The 16,177-nt window shown below is 55.4% G+C and carries 16 protein-coding genes; 12 read left to right on the top strand and 4 right to left on the bottom strand.

All coding sequences use genetic code 11. The annotated features are described in order from the left end of the window. Both RBB47_RS08760 and RBB47_RS08755 read left to right on the top strand, forming a co-directional pair. Positions 1–925 (top strand): response regulator (locus tag RBB47_RS08760; protein ID WP_305985390.1); only part of this gene is annotated, 925 nt, incomplete at its 5' end. Between the two features lie 30 nt (positions 926–955). Beyond that, on the top strand, positions 956–2,425 hold the full coding sequence (locus RBB47_RS08755) for a sigma-54 dependent transcriptional regulator (RefSeq protein ID WP_305985389.1): 1,470 nt from the start codon (positions 956–958) through the stop codon (positions 2,423–2,425). Positions 2,426–2,447: 22 nt separating this feature from the next. On the opposite strand, the gene RBB47_RS08750 is transcribed toward RBB47_RS08755, so the two are convergent. Both RBB47_RS08750 and RBB47_RS08745 read right to left on the bottom strand, forming a co-directional pair. Continuing rightward, the gene (locus tag RBB47_RS08750) at positions 2,448–3,026 is read right to left on the bottom strand and encodes an NUDIX hydrolase (protein ID WP_305985388.1); all 579 of its coding nucleotides are present in this window, start codon (positions 3,024–3,026) and stop codon (positions 2,448–2,450) included. Between the two features lies 1 nt (position 3,027). Continuing rightward, entirely contained in the window at positions 3,028–3,852 is an 825-nt protein-coding gene (locus RBB47_RS08745) for a hypothetical protein (protein ID WP_305985387.1), read from the bottom strand. A 461-nt stretch (positions 3,853–4,313) separates the two neighbouring features. On the opposite strand from RBB47_RS08745, the gene RBB47_RS08740 reads away from it, so the two are divergent. Continuing rightward, the gene (locus RBB47_RS08740; protein ID WP_305985386.1) at positions 4,314–5,720 is read left to right on the top strand and encodes a nucleotide sugar dehydrogenase; all 1,407 of its coding nucleotides are present in this window, start codon (positions 4,314–4,316) and stop codon (positions 5,718–5,720) included. A gap of 641 nt (positions 5,721–6,361) precedes the next feature. Here RBB47_RS08740 and RBB47_RS08735 read toward each other — a convergent pair. Further along, entirely contained in the window at positions 6,362–6,631 is a 270-nt protein-coding gene (locus RBB47_RS08735) for a hypothetical protein (protein ID WP_305985385.1), read from the bottom strand. A 54-nt stretch (positions 6,632–6,685) separates the two neighbouring features. Between RBB47_RS08735 and RBB47_RS08730 the strand changes: the two genes are divergently transcribed. Genes RBB47_RS08730 through RBB47_RS08720 form a run of 3 tightly spaced genes read left to right on the top strand, consistent with a single transcriptional unit; the run spans position 6,686 to position 8,301 of the window. Further along, entirely contained in the window at positions 6,686–6,973 is a 288-nt protein-coding gene (locus RBB47_RS08730) for a hypothetical protein (protein ID WP_305985384.1), read from the top strand. Next, a complete protein-coding gene (locus RBB47_RS08725; RefSeq protein ID WP_305985383.1) occupies positions 6,966–8,096 on the top strand; it encodes a WD40 repeat domain-containing protein in 1,131 nt (376 codons plus the stop codon). The genes RBB47_RS08730 and RBB47_RS08725 overlap by 8 nt, the downstream gene beginning before the upstream one ends. Before the next feature lie 16 nt (positions 8,097–8,112). Then, entirely contained in the window at positions 8,113–8,301 is a 189-nt protein-coding gene (locus RBB47_RS08720; protein ID WP_305985382.1) for a hypothetical protein, read from the top strand. Between the two features lie 23 nt (positions 8,302–8,324). Here RBB47_RS08720 and RBB47_RS08715 read toward each other — a convergent pair whose 3' ends face one another. Beyond that, positions 8,325–9,272: a hypothetical protein gene (locus tag RBB47_RS08715; protein WP_305985381.1), complete on the bottom strand. Its 948-nt coding sequence runs from the start codon at positions 9,270–9,272 to the stop codon at positions 8,325–8,327. 663 nt (positions 9,273–9,935) lie between these two features. Between RBB47_RS08715 and RBB47_RS08710 the strand changes: the two genes are divergently transcribed. From RBB47_RS08710 to RBB47_RS08685, 6 genes are all read left to right on the top strand, one after another. Next, on the top strand, positions 9,936–11,600 hold the full coding sequence (locus tag RBB47_RS08710; RefSeq protein WP_305985380.1) for an aromatic/alkene/methane monooxygenase hydroxylase/oxygenase subunit alpha: 1,665 nt from the start codon (positions 9,936–9,938) through the stop codon (positions 11,598–11,600). Between the two features lie 84 nt (positions 11,601–11,684). Beyond that, positions 11,685–12,743: an NADH:ubiquinone reductase (Na(+)-transporting) subunit F gene (locus tag RBB47_RS08705; protein WP_305985379.1), complete on the top strand. Its 1,059-nt coding sequence runs from the start codon at positions 11,685–11,687 to the stop codon at positions 12,741–12,743. A gap of 51 nt (positions 12,744–12,794) precedes the next feature. Next, positions 12,795–13,859 carry an aromatic/alkene monooxygenase hydroxylase subunit beta gene (locus RBB47_RS08700; protein ID WP_305985378.1) on the top strand — a complete coding sequence of 355 codons (1,065 nt, stop codon included), beginning with the start codon at positions 12,795–12,797 and terminating at the stop codon, positions 13,857–13,859. 17 nt (positions 13,860–13,876) lie between these two features. After that, positions 13,877–14,248: an MmoB/DmpM family protein gene (locus RBB47_RS08695; RefSeq protein WP_305985377.1), complete on the top strand. Its 372-nt coding sequence runs from the start codon at positions 13,877–13,879 to the stop codon at positions 14,246–14,248. Positions 14,249–14,334: 86 nt separating this feature from the next. Continuing rightward, positions 14,335–15,360, top strand: a complete 1,026-nt coding sequence (locus RBB47_RS08690) for an amidohydrolase family protein (RefSeq protein WP_305985376.1) — start codon at positions 14,335–14,337, stop codon at positions 15,358–15,360. 4 nt (positions 15,361–15,364) lie between these two features. Continuing rightward, positions 15,365–16,162, top strand: coding sequence for an iron-sulfur cluster assembly protein (locus tag RBB47_RS08685; protein ID WP_305985375.1), 798 nt, complete (start codon positions 15,365–15,367; stop codon positions 16,160–16,162). The last annotated feature ends 15 nt before the right edge of the window (positions 16,163–16,177 follow it).

Genomic DNA, 16,177 nt, shown 5'->3' with positions numbered 1-16,177 from the left:
CTGCCGGCAGATCGCGCAACTCATGGGCGGTGAAGTTCTGGTCGAAAGCGAACAGGACGTCGGCAGCACCTTTGAGTTCCTCGTACCCATCCGGCTCGCCGATGACCAGACAGCGGTATTGGAAGAGGATCATCCGGAAGAGCAGGCGGACCTGCCTGACAACTTGACCATTCTGCTTGCCGAGGACAACGCGACAAACCAGATCGTGGTTGGCCACGCTTTGCAAAGTGCAGGCTGCGACATAGATATCGCAAACAATGGCAAGGAGGCCGTGCAGGCCGCTTCCAAGCGCGAATATGACTGCATCCTGATGGACATTTCGATGCCGGAGATGGACGGCATCGAGGCGACGCAGCGCATACGGCGCGGGAAACGCAACGTTGAAACGCCGATTGTTGCACTCACGGCCTATTCGCTGCGCGGTGACAAGGAACGTTTTCTTGAATCCGGCATGTCGGACTTCCTCGCAAAGCCCGTTGAAAAGGAAGACCTGCTTGCGTGTATCTCGCGCAATGTCACCCGGCACAGCGCCGGCACTACTGAAGCGACGGTCACCGACGCGGCGGCGTCGCTCGAAGCGGCTCGGGAGATCCTTGGGACGATGCCCGACGAGCTGAAACAGAAGCTGCTTCAGCAGTTCGCGGATGATACGCTCAAGCGGCAGAAGGCGGCACGCGACGCCGCCGAGGCGAATGACCCGGAAAAGCTTGAACGGGCCACCCACGCTCTGAAAAGCGTGGCCGGCACATTCGGCGCCCTCAAACTTGCGACCATCGCAAGCACGGTCAACGCGCTGGTTCGCGATGGCAAGGAAATGGCGGCCATGGGCAAAATGGAAGAACTTTCTGCTGTCTGTGACCATACACTAACGGAAGTGAAAGCTTTGGCAGACGAAATAGGTGTTCAGCTCGATTTGAATACCTAGGAACGCTCTGATGCGTGGAAGGAACTCAACTTGAAGGTTCTGATTGTCGAAGATGCCTTGCCGCTTGCAACCGTTTACGGGCACCAGCTGTCGCGCGTCGGCATAGACTCCGTTCATGTTGAAACAGGTGATGAAGCTCTGGGCCGGTTGCGCAAGGGCGGTATCAGCGTTGTTCTTCTGGACCTCCAATTGCCCGACATGAGCGGGATGGACGTCCTGGCCTCAATTCGCGCCGAGCAGCTTCCCGTGACTGTCGTCGTGGTCACCAGCTCCGGCTCGATCAAGACGGCGGTCGAGGCAATGCAGGCCGGTGCCTACGACTTCATCGTCAAGCCCGTTGCCGAAGAGCGCCTCGTCACAACGACCCGCAACGCCCTGGAACGTGAAACACTGACCGAAGTTGTGGAAGAGGTGCGCAAGCCGGTTTCCGGCAAAACCCAGCATGGCTTTGTCGGCTCGTCGCTGCCGATGACGGCGGTCTACAAGATGATCGAGAGCGTTGCCCGGTCGAATGCGTCCGTGTTCATCACGGGTGAAAGCGGTACCGGTAAAGAGGTCTGCGCCGAAGCGATCCACAGATCCAGTCCGCGCGCGAAAAAACCGTTTGTGCCACTCAATTGCGCAGCAATCCCGAAAGATCTTATTGAGTCGGAAATCTTCGGGCATATCAAGGGAGCCTTCACCGGGGCGACGTCCGATCGCGACGGCGCCGCGGCGCGCGCAGACGGTGGGACACTTTTCCTGGACGAGATATGCGAGCTTGAACTGAACCTGCAGGCCAAACTGCTCCGGTTCTTGCAAAGCGGTACGGTTCAGAAAGTGGGCAGTGACTCCCTCAAGAAGGTGGATGTGCGCATTGTCTGTGCCACCAACCGGGATCCGCTTGAGGAAGTTGAAGCGGGCCGTTTCAGAGAAGATCTCTACTACCGGCTTCACGTCCTGCCGATCGGGCTTCCGCCGCTTCGATCCCGCGGCACCGACGTTCTCGAACTTGCGAAGCACTTTCTGACCCAGTTTGCCAAGGAAGAGGGCAAGGATTTCGAAGGCTTCTCAGTCGACGCAGAAGAAACGCTGTTGGCGCATACCTGGCCCGGCAATGTTCGTGAAATGCAGAATACCATCAGGAATCTCGTTGTCCTGAACGAAGGTCCGGTGGTTGAGGCCGACATGTTGTCGACATTACAGGGCCGCGCACCCACACCAAGACCGCAGGCTGGTGCGCTCCATCATCAACCCACCGCACCGTTAGTCGGGGGTGCGAGTGCGCCCATGGCGAGCCCCGGAAGCTGGCCCTCAATCACGCTTTCCATCGGCGAGCCCTTCGACAAGCTTGAGCGGCAGATTATCGAGGCAACAATCGACGCCTGTGGCGGGAGCTTGCCAAAGACCGCACGCATCCTTCAGGTCAGCCCTTCAACCCTTTACCGCAAGAAAGAGATCTGGGCTGAACAGGACGAGGTGCCAGGCTCGGAAAGCGAACCTTCTGCCGAAGACAGTTGAGGCTGAGCGAGGTTGGGCTAAGCTAGCCTGTTCCGCTCATCAGTGCTTCCGCAATCCCAATCGTCGCGACATGCGATGTCACCGGCAATTCACCACGTAACATGGCCTTCTTGAGCTCTATTCGTCGCAGCGTAGTCAAAACGGTTTCTTCCAGATCGTTTGAGCGCGCTTCCGTCAGCTTGATTACATTCTTGGCGACAAAAACGTGTGCCTTCGCAATCCTCTGGTTGCCATGAAGAATGAGTTCGGGTCCTGCCATCCAGCGCCCGCCGCCATATCCGGTTTCTTCGAGCAGTTCGCGCCTTGCGGAAAATTCGGGATCTTCTGCGGTTTCGATCTGACCGCCCGGCAAGGTCAGGCATTGCTGGCCAACCCCGTGTTTATACTGTCGAAGCAGCAGAACCTCGTTCTGTTCAGTAACGGCATAAACGGTCGCGAAGGACGGCAGATCGATCCTGAAATAGTCGTCGACGATTGCGTTGTCCGGCAAACGGATCGCTTGCCGGACAACGCGCAAACGTGCACCGGAATCATAGACGGTGTCACTTCTGACGACGGACCACGGAGCAAGGTCTGAGTCAGCAGCCAACTGGGGTTTCATGTCAGGACTCCAGAACCAGGCGAGGCGCAACCTCCGACATCCGGCGCTTTTCGTAGCTCAGCAATTGACTGACATCGCTAGCCCCGGCGACCGTCGACCAGATATTGGAGTCCAGAAACGCATTGCAGAGAGGTTTGGCGAAACCTTCCGCCGCTGCCTCGCTCAAATACCCGATGACGCGGGCCGACTTGTGGCGTCTGAGGATGTGGTCCTGAACCATCGCAGTCGAGTAGGAAGCGGGCATGATGAGGAGGCTTGTCTCTGTGTCCTTGCAGATCGAGTGATCCGGAAAGCGCATCCTCACCGCCTTGATGACTTCATCAAGTTCCCGGTGTTCCCGTTCCCATGCCAGGTAAGCCCGTTTCGCACTGTGGCCGGCCCTTGTGCCGGCAAGGCACACACGAAGTGTCGCCGGACCGTTGTCGATAAGCGGTGCTTGCTTGAACGGGTATCGGGAACTCAGCACGACCTTGGCAAGAAACTCGAACAGATCGTCGGAAAAGCGGTGCTCGTGGCGGATCAGAACGTCGTCTTTGCACCAGAGCTCTGTCCCGGCCGATGCGAAGGTCCCCGCAAACGAGCGTAAAACGCTCGCCGGCACCCTGGAGGCAATTTCGGCGTAGTTCAGGTTGGACAAAAGATAACACAGTCGCTGATCCGCGAAATCCCTCAGATATGTTGCAAAGGCTGGTGTCATCTGTCCTTGGTGCGCATCGAAAAGCACATTCAGATCGAACAGAAAGACATCCGGACGCGAGGAACCCGAAACCGTTGACAAAGGTCCGGTGACTTCACCGATCGGCGCAAGATGAGCGTTTGAAAACATGTTGTGTCTCCTTTGAAAAGTAAGCTGAAGAGACCCTTGCAAACCCACTGCCAAATGAGACATCTGGTAAGAAGTTTGAATTTTCAATGGGTTGGCAGACTTTGCTGAAATTGCAAAATCAGCAGGACCGGCACGTCTTCGCGAAATGAAAAGTCTGTCTTCCGAATTCGGAAAGGTTTGCCGTCAGCCGCGGCGAACCCACTTCGATGCTTTATTAATAGGAGCCCATCCGCGCAGCCGCGCGAGTTGCTCGCTTCGTGGCGCTTGGCACCGTTTTCAGAAATGCAATTGCAACCACGAAAACTGGATAATTCATTTTCAATTTGGCAAAGAAATTCCACGAGTGGAAATCCAGAAATATTCTAAGTATATGAATTAAATGCTTTTTTTGAAGTTTTCGTCAATTGGCACACCGCTTGTTCCTAAGGACCCCAGACATTCGAAACTGGGAGTTCACAGATATGAACATGGTCGTCGGTCGCCTCGAAGAGGTTCAAAAAGTAGATCCCATTCAACTGCGTCTCTTTGAGCGCAAGAAAGCAATCAGTGTCGTCGGGCTGGGTTATGTCGGTGCCGTTTCTCTTGCGTGCCTGAGCGATCTCGGTCACCAGGTCGTGGGGACCGACATCGATGAGCACAAAGTGGATTCCATCGCGTGGGGACAGAGCCCCATTCATGAGGACCGGCTGAGTGAGCTTCTGACCAAGGGTGTGTCGGAAGACCTGCTGCATGCAACGACCGACCTGAGACGTGCCGTTCACGAGACCGACGTCACATTTGTATCGGTGGGTACGCCGACCAGCGAGGACGGCGGATGCGACACCAGTGCGATCGAGGCCGTCGCCCGTGATATCGGTGAAGCTTTGGCGAAGAAGGACGGATTTCACATCATTGTTCTTCGGTGCTCCGTTCCTCCCGGAACAACCCTGAACATCATGAAGCCGATACTTGAGCGCCATTCAAACAAGGTGGCAGGTCAGGACTTCGGTATTTGCTTCAATCCGGAATTCCTGAGGGAAGGAACTGCAATTGCAGATTTCCATGCACCGCCGAAAACGGTCATTGGCGTAACCGACCCCCGTACGGCGGCGGTTCTGGCCGATATCTACAGGCCCGTGGACGAAAACCCGATCGTCACCACCGTGGAAGTCGCAGAACTCGTCAAATATGTCGACAACGTTTGGCACGCCGCAAAGGTCTGTTTTGCCAATGAGGTGGGCCGTCTTTGCAAGCCGATGGGTATCGACAGCCATGCCGTGATGGACATCTTTGTCCAGGACACCAAACTCAACCTCTCGCCCTACTACCTGAAACCGGGTTTTGCCTTCGGCGGGTCTTGCCTGCCCAAGGAGGTGCGTGCCGTAACCCATCTGGCGGAAAAGCTTGGCGTTGCGACGCCGATGATGGATGCGCTGACACCGTCCAACGAGAGGCAGATCGACCTTGCCGTCGAAATGGTCCGCAAGACCGGTGCAAGGAAAGTGGCCGTCCTCGGCGTCGCCTTCAAACCCGGAACGGATGATCTGCGCGAGAGCCCGACCCTGGAAGTGATCTCAGCGCTACGGCAAGAAGGCATAGAAGTCACCGCCTACGATCCAGCAATCCAGCCTGGGCCGCACATCGAGCAGCAGTTCGAGTACATGCGCTATGCAGCGCCTCATCTGAAAAATGTGGTCGACGGTCTTGGAACGTTCATGAAGGAAACACCGGAAGAAGCCGTCGGCGACGCGGACACCATTCTCATTACACAGAAGCTGCCCGGGCTCCGGAGTGTGCTCAGGTCGAAGAAGGAGGAAGTAACGGTTGTGGATCTGGTCCGCATTTCAGCCGAAGTCCCAACCTCCCAGTATATCGGCATTGGCTGGTAGACCCGCACACTCTCGTCCGCTTCCCCTCCGCTCCATCGACGCCCAGGAGGGGAAGCGGACAACTCGACCTGGTTCGAGCACGTCCGCACAATCGGCGCGATGGCAGGACGAAACGATTTTCGAATTTGTTGACGCAAGGAAAGACACAGGCTGGCGGACTATACGCTCCCGCGAAAGCGCTGTGTCCTAAGGCTTGTGCCGGAGTGTGCTCGGGACGGGCAGATTGATCGGCAGGGTCCTTGAAGAATCGCGCCGGCGCAAACCATGGCGAGCCTGAAACACTGCTCTTGAACCCGTCAGGTTCGGCAGCTTGAGTTGCCAGGCGGTAGCCTAGTTGGTCAAAAGCGTAAACTTCTGTTACGCATTTGCGTATAAGTCGTAAATAATATTTACGATATTTATTTTATTTTATTTGATTGGCAGAAAACTTTGCTTTTAAAGACTGCATAATATATTTTTATTTCTGTGAGTATTTGGATTTGTACTTACAAAAATCTGACTTTGCCCGAAAGTCGACCGGGCCACGAGTGCGGAAAAATGTGCAAAACGCTTCAGACTAAGCTGGGTGGCGCCAAGCCATGAAGGTGGAAGCCAATATCGGGCGGTCCACACGGCGTGGCTATCGCGTGCACAGGGCAGGCCTAGTTGGGTTTGTTGTCAGACGCATGTGGAAGATGCGTCCAGATCGCCGAAATATCCTCGCGCATGCGTTTGTGAACCGCGCTCATAAGCGCGTCACGCGTCTCTTCCGGAAGAGCGGCGAGCGCATCTTGGATATCATGGACAGCCTGGACATCGGGGGAAGGACCGGCGGCATCAATCTTGGAAATCAAAGGATGCTCGGAACCCAGGATCTCGCTGCCGACGCTGGCGAGGGCAGAGATGAATTGTCTATTTGCCGTGTCTTGCATCTTCAGTGCCTTCCGATCCGGTCTCAATTGAAGCTCAAGATGTAGGAAATTCAGATGCCGGGTCAATTGCAGGAAATAGGTGACCTTCTCCGCCAGCGCCTGTTTGTCGTTCAGCAGCTTGCTGCCGCCAACGCCGAACAGCATCGGCTTTTGCAGCTATCCGGCGGATCGGAATTTTTGATCCTGAAAACGATCGAAGAGCAAGAGGAGGACGCATGGCAAAATCCGGCGACGCCGGATCTGGAGGCCAACGCTGCCTTGCTGGATGAGTTGAACGCAAAGCTCGAGCAAATCGACAAACTGTTGGAAGAAGCAAACATGAAGGGGAAACGTCATGAATGAGCAAACTTCGAAAGGGCTTTCGGCGTTCGAACTTCTTGCAATGACCTGGTCTTTCGAGGACGAGCCGGTTCGTTCGATCTTTTGCCGCGACGGAAATTTCGCGGCATTCCTGTTGTCGTCAGGCAAAATCGCAATCGTTCGAACCTCCGACGCGGAGTCACCCGGCAGGCGGACAACCATCGATGAGGCGACGGGAAGAGCCGCCATTCGCCCACGCAGCGTAGACCCGATCCCGGCGACAATTTTGGACGTTTCTGCGCTTACTCAGCTTCCAATCACCCGTTTCGGGCCGCAGGGGTTTGCTGCTGCCTGCAAAGACGGAACCGTGCGGCAGGCAACACCGCGCGGACTTGTCATCGAACGGGTGTCCTCGGGAAGCGGTCCTATAACCGCCTTCAATGGAGACCGGATTGGAGCCCGACTGACGTTTGCGCGCGCAAACGAAGTGTTCGTGACAGGAACGGAAAGTGACGCGCAGCAGATTTCAGTGACGCTGGATCACCCCGTCTCATGCCTTTCGGAACTTGCCGAAAACGGAAAGATTGCCGCTTGGGGAAATGGGAGGGTGTCGATCCTGGAAGTCTCAAGGGACCTCAAACGTCTCTGGAGTTCTGAATGCACCGGTGATGTCAGGTCGATGAACTGGAATGCGCAAGGAACGCACCTGGCCTGTGGCTGCGTGGACAAAGCCTTGTTGACGATCGATTGCGTTGAGAAATCTGTGCACCGGATCGAGAACTTCCCAGCAGAAGTCCGCAATGCCGAGTTCAACGAAACAGCCGGTGCGCTCGTCGCATCCGGCGCATTCCGGCTTGTGGGTTGGAAAGAAACGGATCTGCCTGAAGCGGGCGATCCGGGGACGCCCTTGTCTTCCGGAAAGGCCGGATTTGTGCTGTTGGAAGCCATCGCCTCGCATCCGACAAAGGCGTTGGTCGCAGCAGGCTACGAAAGCGGAATGATCGCGCTCACCAGTATTGGTGAACAGGATGAACTCCTTCTGAGAAATGAATCGAACAAGGCGATCATATCGATGAGCTGGTCGCCGGACGGCGAGAACCTGGCCGTTGGCGATGTGGCAGGGGAGTGCAGCATCGTGAATTTTCCGGAACAAATGTTCAAATAAAACCAAGGAGGAAAAAATGCAGGATCAAAAGAAGAAACTGACCCCTGAAGAAGAAAGCAAAGATGAGTTCTTCAAAAGGGTTTCGGAGATATCCGAGGAAATGATCGAAGTGCACGGCAAGGACTTTGCCATGGGCACGCTCGTGATGGCTGCTCAGTGGATCGCCCGCGGCGATGCCGAAGGAAGTGCGGAAAGCCGGCACTAGGGCCCGTACCTCGGGTCAGGGCCCTAGACTGTACCGGTATCTGCTTTGGAGCAACCAAACGGTTCCTTGGAGACCGTCCGCCGCCAGTGTTCGACCGTGATTTCGCTGATAGCGGATGCGGAAACGGCGAGTGAGTTGGCTTTTTGAAACTGGGCCGGTTGTTGACTGAGGGTTTTCAGATCTCTCGACAACCGTTCCTGCAAAACGTTCGAATATCCGCACATCTCTTGCAGCCGCAGCGTCACGAATTCAAGGCAGTCCAGTGTATCCCGGAATTGCGCGCTGCCTGCACTGGCGCCCTCCGATCTCGAATGTCTGACAAATGAGGTATGCGCTGCGGTTCCCAGTATTGCCAAAGTGTCCCTGCGCCAATCGGAATAGTCACCGTGCTGTCCGAAATCCAGCCCCACTTCATAAAGCCGATCAGCGACAACACGAAAAGCGCGGCCACCTGCGATATGCCGCCGCCAGAACTCGTTTGCTTCTTCCGTCGTGCCGCAGGAAGTGAACCGTTGCGCGAGACGTCTGCGGACCAGGAACGCAAGCGCCATGTCGGCATCTTCCGAGATCGAACGCGCGATCTGCATGGACGGGATCAAGAGGTCGGCCAGAAACAGCATTCGAATTCCATCGAGTTGCTCCATGAGCCGAAATGTGACGGCTTGCAAACTGGACCACTGCGCCCGATCAAGTCGAGTGTTCGGCAAGGAAGGAATGCAATTCGCTGCGGCGTTTAGTGATGCAATCCAGATGACGGCCTGATCGAAAAGAAGAAACGCATCTATTGGTACGCTGCTGTCTTCATCTTCTGGAAAGTCGGCAACGCGAAATCCCCTGAGAGACCCGACGGTCTGAAGCCATGAGCTTTCAAGATCCAGTCCTTGGGCAGACCACATTTGCTGGGTGCGGGCAACGAGTTGCGGCGACGCTCCCGGATAGCAGCTGATGAACGATGGTCTCTCGAGCTTCATGGTGTTCAGACGTGGCGCCTATGAAATTTCAAACCAGGCAAGTAACACTCCGGCCTACTTACGGTGTCGGTGCTTTGTCTTAGTTATTTCTACGTTGTTCTGCTCAGAAGACAATCAAAATCAGAAATCAAATAGATTTTTTTGGAGACTGTAAAAGATGTGCATCGGTTTGTTCGGAAATTTATGTAAAGGCCTGTAAAGTTTCTGAACATTTTTACAGTGTTCGATTTTGCCGTCTGGAGCTTTCAGGACTGATTATTTGCGGCGGCAGGATTTTTTCAAAAATAATATTTCGAAATAAAACAGAGACTTAAGCGAAAATACGTACGGAAATTTTCGTAGAAATAGTCTCCGTTTCCAAAACTGGTCTCATCCTTGCAATTCCTTCTGCACAAAACGGCCCTCCTGTTCACCGGGGGGCACAAAGAACGAAGGAATAGGGAGGTTCAGCGCCGAAAAGCCGGCAGCCGGCATTCTTGGCGCTAATCCACGGGGACGCGCAGTTCTGCGTGAATCTACTCAACCTTTGCCGTCATCAGTCCGATCCCGTGCGGGAGGAGCGCGTTACCTCAAGCCTCCGCATGTTTCGGATCGGATAGTCAGGCAGCTGTCTGCTGCCATCCACGGACCGGTTTACCGGTCAGAGCTTAGGAGGCTCCAGGAATGGCAATTACGTTGAACAAGATTACCTCTCAGCGGGGAATCTCAGTGGGCGAGGCCACCAAGAAAATTTCTGACCTCGGCTGGAATCCTACCTATGTGCAGGAAGCCGCAACATTCCCGACGGACTACAAGATCACCAAGGCTCCGCGCGATCCGATGAAGCAGGTGCTTCGGTCCTACTTCCCGATGGAGGAAGAAAAGGACAACCGGGTCTACGGCGCTCTGGATGCTGCCCTGCGCGGTGACATGTTCCGCAATGTGGAGCCGCGCTGGATCGAGTGGATGAAGCTCTTCCTTGCGATCATTCCTTTCCCGGAAATTTCGGCTGCACGGTCTATGGCCATGGTCGCACGCCTGGCTCCCGGCGAAGATCTTCGCACCGGCTTCACCATGCAGATGGTCGATGAGTTCCGTCACTCCACAATCCAGATGAACCTGAAAAAGTGGTACATGGAAAACTATATCGATCCGGCAGGGTTCGATATCACTGAAGAAGCATTCGGCAAGTGTTACGCCACGACGATCGGCCGCCAGTTCGGTGAAGGTTTCATCACCGGCGACACAATGACCGCCGCCTGCATGTACCTGACGGTTGTTGCTGAGACCGCGTTCACCAACACGCTGTTTGTCGCGATGCCGTCCGAAGCTGCCAGAAATGGCGACTACGCGTTGCCGACTGTCTTCCTGTCCGTTCAGTCGGACGAAAGCCGCCACATCGGTAACGGTCACTCGCTGCTGATGGCAGCACTGAAGGAGCCGGAGAACCACCTGCTTCTGGAGCGCGACCTGCGGTATGCCTTCTGGCAGAACCACGCCATTGTCGATGCGGCCATCGGAACGTTCATCGAATACGGCACCACCAACCGCGACAAGGAAAAAGAGTCCTACGCGGAAATGTGGCACCGCTGGATCTTCGAGGACTACTACCGGACCTACATGCTCCCGCTTGAGAAGTACGGTGTGAAGATCCATCACGACGATGTCCAGGAAGCCTGGAAGCGCATCACCGACAAGAAATACGTCCACAAGGTTGCACAGTTCTTCGCTGTCGGCTGGCCGGTGAATTTCTGGCGGATCGAAGCCCAGACGGAAAAAGACTTCGAGTGGTTCGAGCACAAGTATCCGGGTTGGTATGCCGAGTTCGGTGATTTCTGGAAGTGGTACGACAAGCTCAGCAAGCCGGGTGAAAAGGTCATCACCTTCAACGAAGAGACCGGATATGTTTATCCGCATCGTTGCTGGTCCTGCCTGGTTCCGTGCCTCATTCGCGAAGACATGGTGATCGATCAGATCGACGGCAAATGGCACACATTCGCTCACGAACTGGACCGTTGGACTGCTGTCGAAGCTTTCTCTGACGAGTATCAGGGTCGTCCGACACCTGCGATGGGCAAATTCTCCGGCAAGCGTGAATGGGAAACCGTTTACGACGGCTGGGACCTTGCCGATGCCATCAAGGATCTCAACTTCGTTCGCGACGACGGCGAAACCCTGGTGCCGCAGCCGCACCTGCGTTTCGACGACAAGGAACAGTGGAAGCTTGAGCACGTCCGTGGCCATCAGCTGGCTTCGCCGCTCAACGCATTGCGGGCAATGTCCGACGCCGAGCGTGATGCTCACGTCGCTGAGTACCGCAAGGGCTTCACCATCAATCCCTGCAACTAAGACACGTGCGGAGGCCAGCAATGGCCTCCGCTCTCCTGCGCCGTTGAACACGTCACGGCACTTTGGAATATGGAGATTGAGCTGATGTCAGAAACCTACAATGTCCGACTGGAACCCGTAGGTGTGGAATTCGAAGTCGAAGAGAATGAAACCATTCTCGACGCCGCGTTTCGTCAGGGAATAGCGCTGCCGCATGGCTGCAAGGAAGGCCAGTGTTCGGCATGCAAATGTGTGCAGCTCGACGGCGAAAGCGAGATGCTCAAGTATTCGACCTTTGCGTTGAACGACATGGAGCGCGACAGCGGCCACGTTTTGATGTGCCGCACGTTGGCCTACAGCGATATTGAAATTGAATTGCTGAATTACGACGAAGAGGTTCTCTCCAAGTCGATACCCGTCAAAGAGTATTCGGGCGAGATCGTCGATTTCCAAAAACTGACGCATGATATCCGCGGCGTCCAGATCAAACTGCATGCGCCGCTCAAGTTCTGGGCCGGGCAGTATGTCGACATCACGGTCACCACGGAAGCGGGGGAGACGATTACACGCTCGTTCTCCATGGCAAATCCGCCGAGCGAAACCGAAAACCTCTCGTTCATCATCAAAAAGTATCCGAACGGAAAATTCTCAAGCGAACTCGACGAAGGCGGGATCAAAGCCGGAGCAAGGGTCGAGATCACAGGACCCTACGGAATGTGCTTCCGCCGAGAAGGACGAGACGGACCGCTAGTCCTGGTCGGGGCAGGGTCCGGAATGTCGCCGGTCTGGTCGATCCTTAACGATCATCTGGCCAGCGGCGAAGACCGTCCGGTCTATTTCTTCTATGGCGCGCGCACCAGGAACGACCTCTTCAAGCTGGAAGAAATTGCGCAAATCACGGACGCAAATCCCGACGTCAATTTCATTCCCGTTCTCAGCCATGCCGAAGACGACGGCACCTGGTCCGGCGAGCGTGGCTTCGTTCATGAGTGCGTCGACCGTCATCTGAAGGAGCTGGGAATTGATGGCGACGGCGACGTTTATGCCTGTGGCCCGCCGCCGATGATCGACGCGCTGACCCCTGTGCTCTTCATGCACGACTTCGATACCGAGCGCGTTTTCTTCGACAAGTTCACTCCAACTTCCGGTTCATCGGCCCACTGATCTTCCGGGCTGATCGCTAGTTGAAGGACCCATCCAGGGAGGAATATTTCGATGGTTGCAACATCAAGTTCAGTCGGATCCGGTGCTGCCGGCGCGGCGACATTCGTCGGTTCGAACAGCAGGAAATACAACTATTTCGAGCCGCGCGGGAAACGGGCAACGCACTATGAAGACGTCACTGTCGATGTGCAGCCCGATCCGGAACGCTACCTGATCCAGGACTGGATCATCGAGTTCGAGGGTGGCAAGGGCGGCGGTGCCTACCAGAAGGACAACACTGCAGCACTCAGCTCGAACTGGCACGCGTTCAGGGCTCCTGACCAGGAATGGGAAAGGACCCATTACCAGCGACAGTCCAAGATCGTGACAATGGTTCAAAACGTCATTTCGAACGCTCGCAAAGCGGGCGCTCCTGCGGCTTTTGATCAGACGTGGTGCCGTGTTCTGCAGGCACATCTTGGTGCCTGGAAGCACGCTGAATTCGGCCTCGGCACGTCGCTGATGCAGGCGCAGCGCTACGGCTACACGCAAATGATCAACAATGCGACGCTGACCAACTCCAGCTACAAGCTCCGCCTTGCGCAGGACATCACCTTGTATCTCGCCGAGATCGGCATGGATATCGAGGGTTGGGACGACAACCTGGGCAAAAAGAACTGGCTTGAGGACCCGATCTGGCAGCCGACCCGTGAGGCGGTCGAAGCAATCATGGGAAGCGAGGACTACCTGGAGCAGTACTTCGCGATCAACATCGTCTTTGAACCTCTTGTCGGCGAACTCATCCGGTCAGGCTTCTTCATGCAGGTAGCGGCCGCCAACAACGACTTCATCACACCTCCGGTCATTTCGGCCGCTGAAGCAGACTACGAGCGCAATCTCGCCAACGCGATCGACCTGATGTTCCTGCTCGCCAACGACGAGAAGCACGCGGCTCACAACAGGAAACTGTTCCAGTCTTGGGTCGCCAAGCATGGCGCCCTTGCCGACAAGGCCGTTCAGAACCTGCAGCCGATCTGGTCGCAACCCCATTCAAAACCGGTCGCGTTTGAAGACGTAAGAGCCGTTTCGCATGAGCGCGTCGATCAGATCCTCGGCGAACTCGGCCTCAGCCGATAATCAAAGGAGTTTTCATTATGTCGAATATTGCAAGGGACTCGTCCAAGCAGAACATTTTCAAATCGATGGACGAGATCAAGTTCGAGCAGACGATCTCGCATCAGTGCGGCGTCACGATGAACGATAGCGTGGAAGCACGCGCCATCGCCGAGTTCATGGGCGAAGACCCGAAAGTCACTGTGACCTACAACCCGGCGACGATCCGGATCGACGGCGAAGGCAAGCTGATCTTCAAGATGGATGAAATCAGCGAATACCTCGGCCGCGAGATGACCGCCGAGATCTTTGAAGTCAACACGTCTACCCACTATGGCCGGATGGTTCGTGTCGACGACAACACGGTGGTGTTGTTCGGAAACATGGACGAGGTCTTCGAATACATCGAGTGAGGCAACTGCCGCGTGCGGCGGTGAGCCTCCGCCGCACGTGGCTCCCCAACGTGTCTTGAAACAACGCAAAATGACGGAGGAGCATGATGTATAGGACCAAAGACGGCAAAGAGATTTTTGTTCTCGACGGCCATACGCACTTTTGGGACGGGAGCCCGGAAAACCAGGCCAATATCCACGGTAAGCAATTCATCGATTGCTTTTACGCCTATCACACCAACCTGAGCCCGGCCGAGGAGCTTTGGGAAAAGAGCAAGTTTGAAAAATACTCCGCTGATGACGTTTACCGGGATCTCTTCATTGATGGTCCGGACGACATGGCAATCATTCAGTCGACCTATCTGAATGACTTTTACAAGAACGGCTTTTCCAGCATCGAGCGCAGCTCCGAGATGGCATCCCGTCACCCCGAGCGGTTCATCGTCAATGGCACGTTCGACCCGCGCGACGGCGAAAAGGCGCTGGAATACATCCACTACATGAAGGAGAACTTCGATATTCAGGGTGTGAAAATGTACACCGCTGAATGGAACGGCGACAGCAAGGGCTGGGCGTTGAACGACCCGTCAGCCTACAAGTGCTTTGAGCTTTGCGACAAGCTCGGGATCCGGAACATTCATGTTCACAAGGGTCCGACAATCATCCCGCTAAACAAAGATGCTTTCGACGTTCATGATGTCGATCACGCGGCCACCGACTTCCAGAACCTGAACTGGATTATCGAGCATTGCGGGCTCCCGCGACTGGATGATTTCTGCTGGATCGCGACCCAGGAAACGAATGTTTACGCAGGCCTTGCAGTCGCTATCCCGTTCATTCATTCGCGCCCCAGATACTTCGGTGAGGTGATTGCGGAATTGCTCTGGTGGGTCGGCGAAGACAAGCTTTTGTTCGGTTCGGATTACGCGATCTGGACACCTGCCTGGATTGTTGATCAGTTCTGGAACTATCAGATCCCCGAGGACATTTCAGCGGAACGAGGCGGCGTCCAGCTCACGGACGAAGTCAAGGAAAAGATCCTTGGTCTCAACGCCGCCAAACTCTACGGCATCGACGTGGAAGCCAAACTCAAGCAATTGAGTTCTTCGCCGATCCAAGTTGCTGCGGAGTGAGGCGATGCTGAACGAAATTCAACAATCCGAATTGGCGACGGCGGTCTGGGACCAGCTCGAAAACGTCTCCGATCCGGAACTCGACGAGCCCATTACAGACATGGGATTTGTCGAACGAGTTGAGGTCTTCGCTTCGGAAATGGTGGAAGTCGACTTTCGGCTTCCTACCTACTGGTGCTCTCCAAATTTCGCTTTTCTGATGGCATTTGGCATCCGGCAAGAAGTTGAAAAGCTGAGCTGGGTGCGCGAAGTCACCGTCACGCTCATGGATCACTGCTTCGACGAGCAGGTGAATGCGGGTGTCAACGGCAGTGGCAGTTTTGATGAGGTCTTTTCCAGGTACTCCAACGGGGAAGAACTGGAAAACGTCAAGCTCAAGTTTCTTGAGAAGGCTTTCATACGCCGGCAGGAAACCGTTCTGCTCGCATTACAGGAAGCGGGATATTCAGCTGAGTCAATCGTCACAATGAAGCTGAGTGAATTCGATCGTATCGAATTCAAGGGCGAAGAAGAAACCAAACAAAAGCCGCGTTACCGGTCGCTGTTGATCTCGCGCGAGCTGGCGTCTGGGCCGGATGATCTTGCCTTTGTGACCTGGAGCGGAAAGCGGATCGAACCCTTCAACCTGCGTCAGCATCTCAGCGAGTTGCGATCGGTGCGGATCAACATGGAGTTCAACGGTGCGCTTTGCCGCGGCCTGAGCATGAGCCGTTACAAGGAAGTCGAAATCGGCGCCGACGGCCCCACCTTGGTGGACTTCATCCAAGGACGCGTACCCCCCAGAAATGTCGAGTCTGCCTAGAGCCAGGCAAGGCTG

Source organism: Roseibium sp. MMSF_3544, assembly GCF_030732845.1.
Taxonomy (GTDB): domain Bacteria; phylum Pseudomonadota; class Alphaproteobacteria; order Rhizobiales; family Stappiaceae; genus Roseibium.
Note: the sequence above shows the minus strand (reverse complement) of the source record. Positions and strands in the feature narration are given on the sequence as shown.

Coding starts and splice junctions, on each gene's coding strand:
- RBB47_RS08750 (WP_305985388.1), bottom strand. CDS start 3,026: ATGAAACCCCAGTTGGCTGCTGACTCAGACCTTGCTCCGTGGTCCGTC.
- RBB47_RS08745 (WP_305985387.1), bottom strand. CDS start 3,852: ATGTTTTCAAACGCTCATCTTGCGCCGATCGGTGAAGTCACCGGACCT.
- RBB47_RS08740 (WP_305985386.1), top strand. CDS start 4,314: ATGAACATGGTCGTCGGTCGCCTCGAAGAGGTTCAAAAAGTAGATCCC.
- RBB47_RS08735 (WP_305985385.1), bottom strand. CDS start 6,631: ATGCAAGACACGGCAAATAGACAATTCATCTCTGCCCTCGCCAGCGTC.
- RBB47_RS08730 (WP_305985384.1), top strand. CDS start 6,686: ATGCCGGGTCAATTGCAGGAAATAGGTGACCTTCTCCGCCAGCGCCTG.
- RBB47_RS08725 (WP_305985383.1), top strand. CDS start 6,966: ATGAATGAGCAAACTTCGAAAGGGCTTTCGGCGTTCGAACTTCTTGCA.
- RBB47_RS08720 (WP_305985382.1), top strand. CDS start 8,113: ATGCAGGATCAAAAGAAGAAACTGACCCCTGAAGAAGAAAGCAAAGAT.
- RBB47_RS08715 (WP_305985381.1), bottom strand. CDS start 9,272: ATGAAGCTCGAGAGACCATCGTTCATCAGCTGCTATCCGGGAGCGTCG.
- RBB47_RS08710 (WP_305985380.1), top strand. CDS start 9,936: ATGGCAATTACGTTGAACAAGATTACCTCTCAGCGGGGAATCTCAGTG.
- RBB47_RS08705 (WP_305985379.1), top strand. CDS start 11,685: ATGTCAGAAACCTACAATGTCCGACTGGAACCCGTAGGTGTGGAATTC.
- RBB47_RS08700 (WP_305985378.1), top strand. CDS start 12,795: ATGGTTGCAACATCAAGTTCAGTCGGATCCGGTGCTGCCGGCGCGGCG.
- RBB47_RS08695 (WP_305985377.1), top strand. CDS start 13,877: ATGTCGAATATTGCAAGGGACTCGTCCAAGCAGAACATTTTCAAATCG.
- RBB47_RS08690 (WP_305985376.1), top strand. CDS start 14,335: ATGTATAGGACCAAAGACGGCAAAGAGATTTTTGTTCTCGACGGCCAT.
- RBB47_RS08685 (WP_305985375.1), top strand. CDS start 15,365: ATGCTGAACGAAATTCAACAATCCGAATTGGCGACGGCGGTCTGGGAC.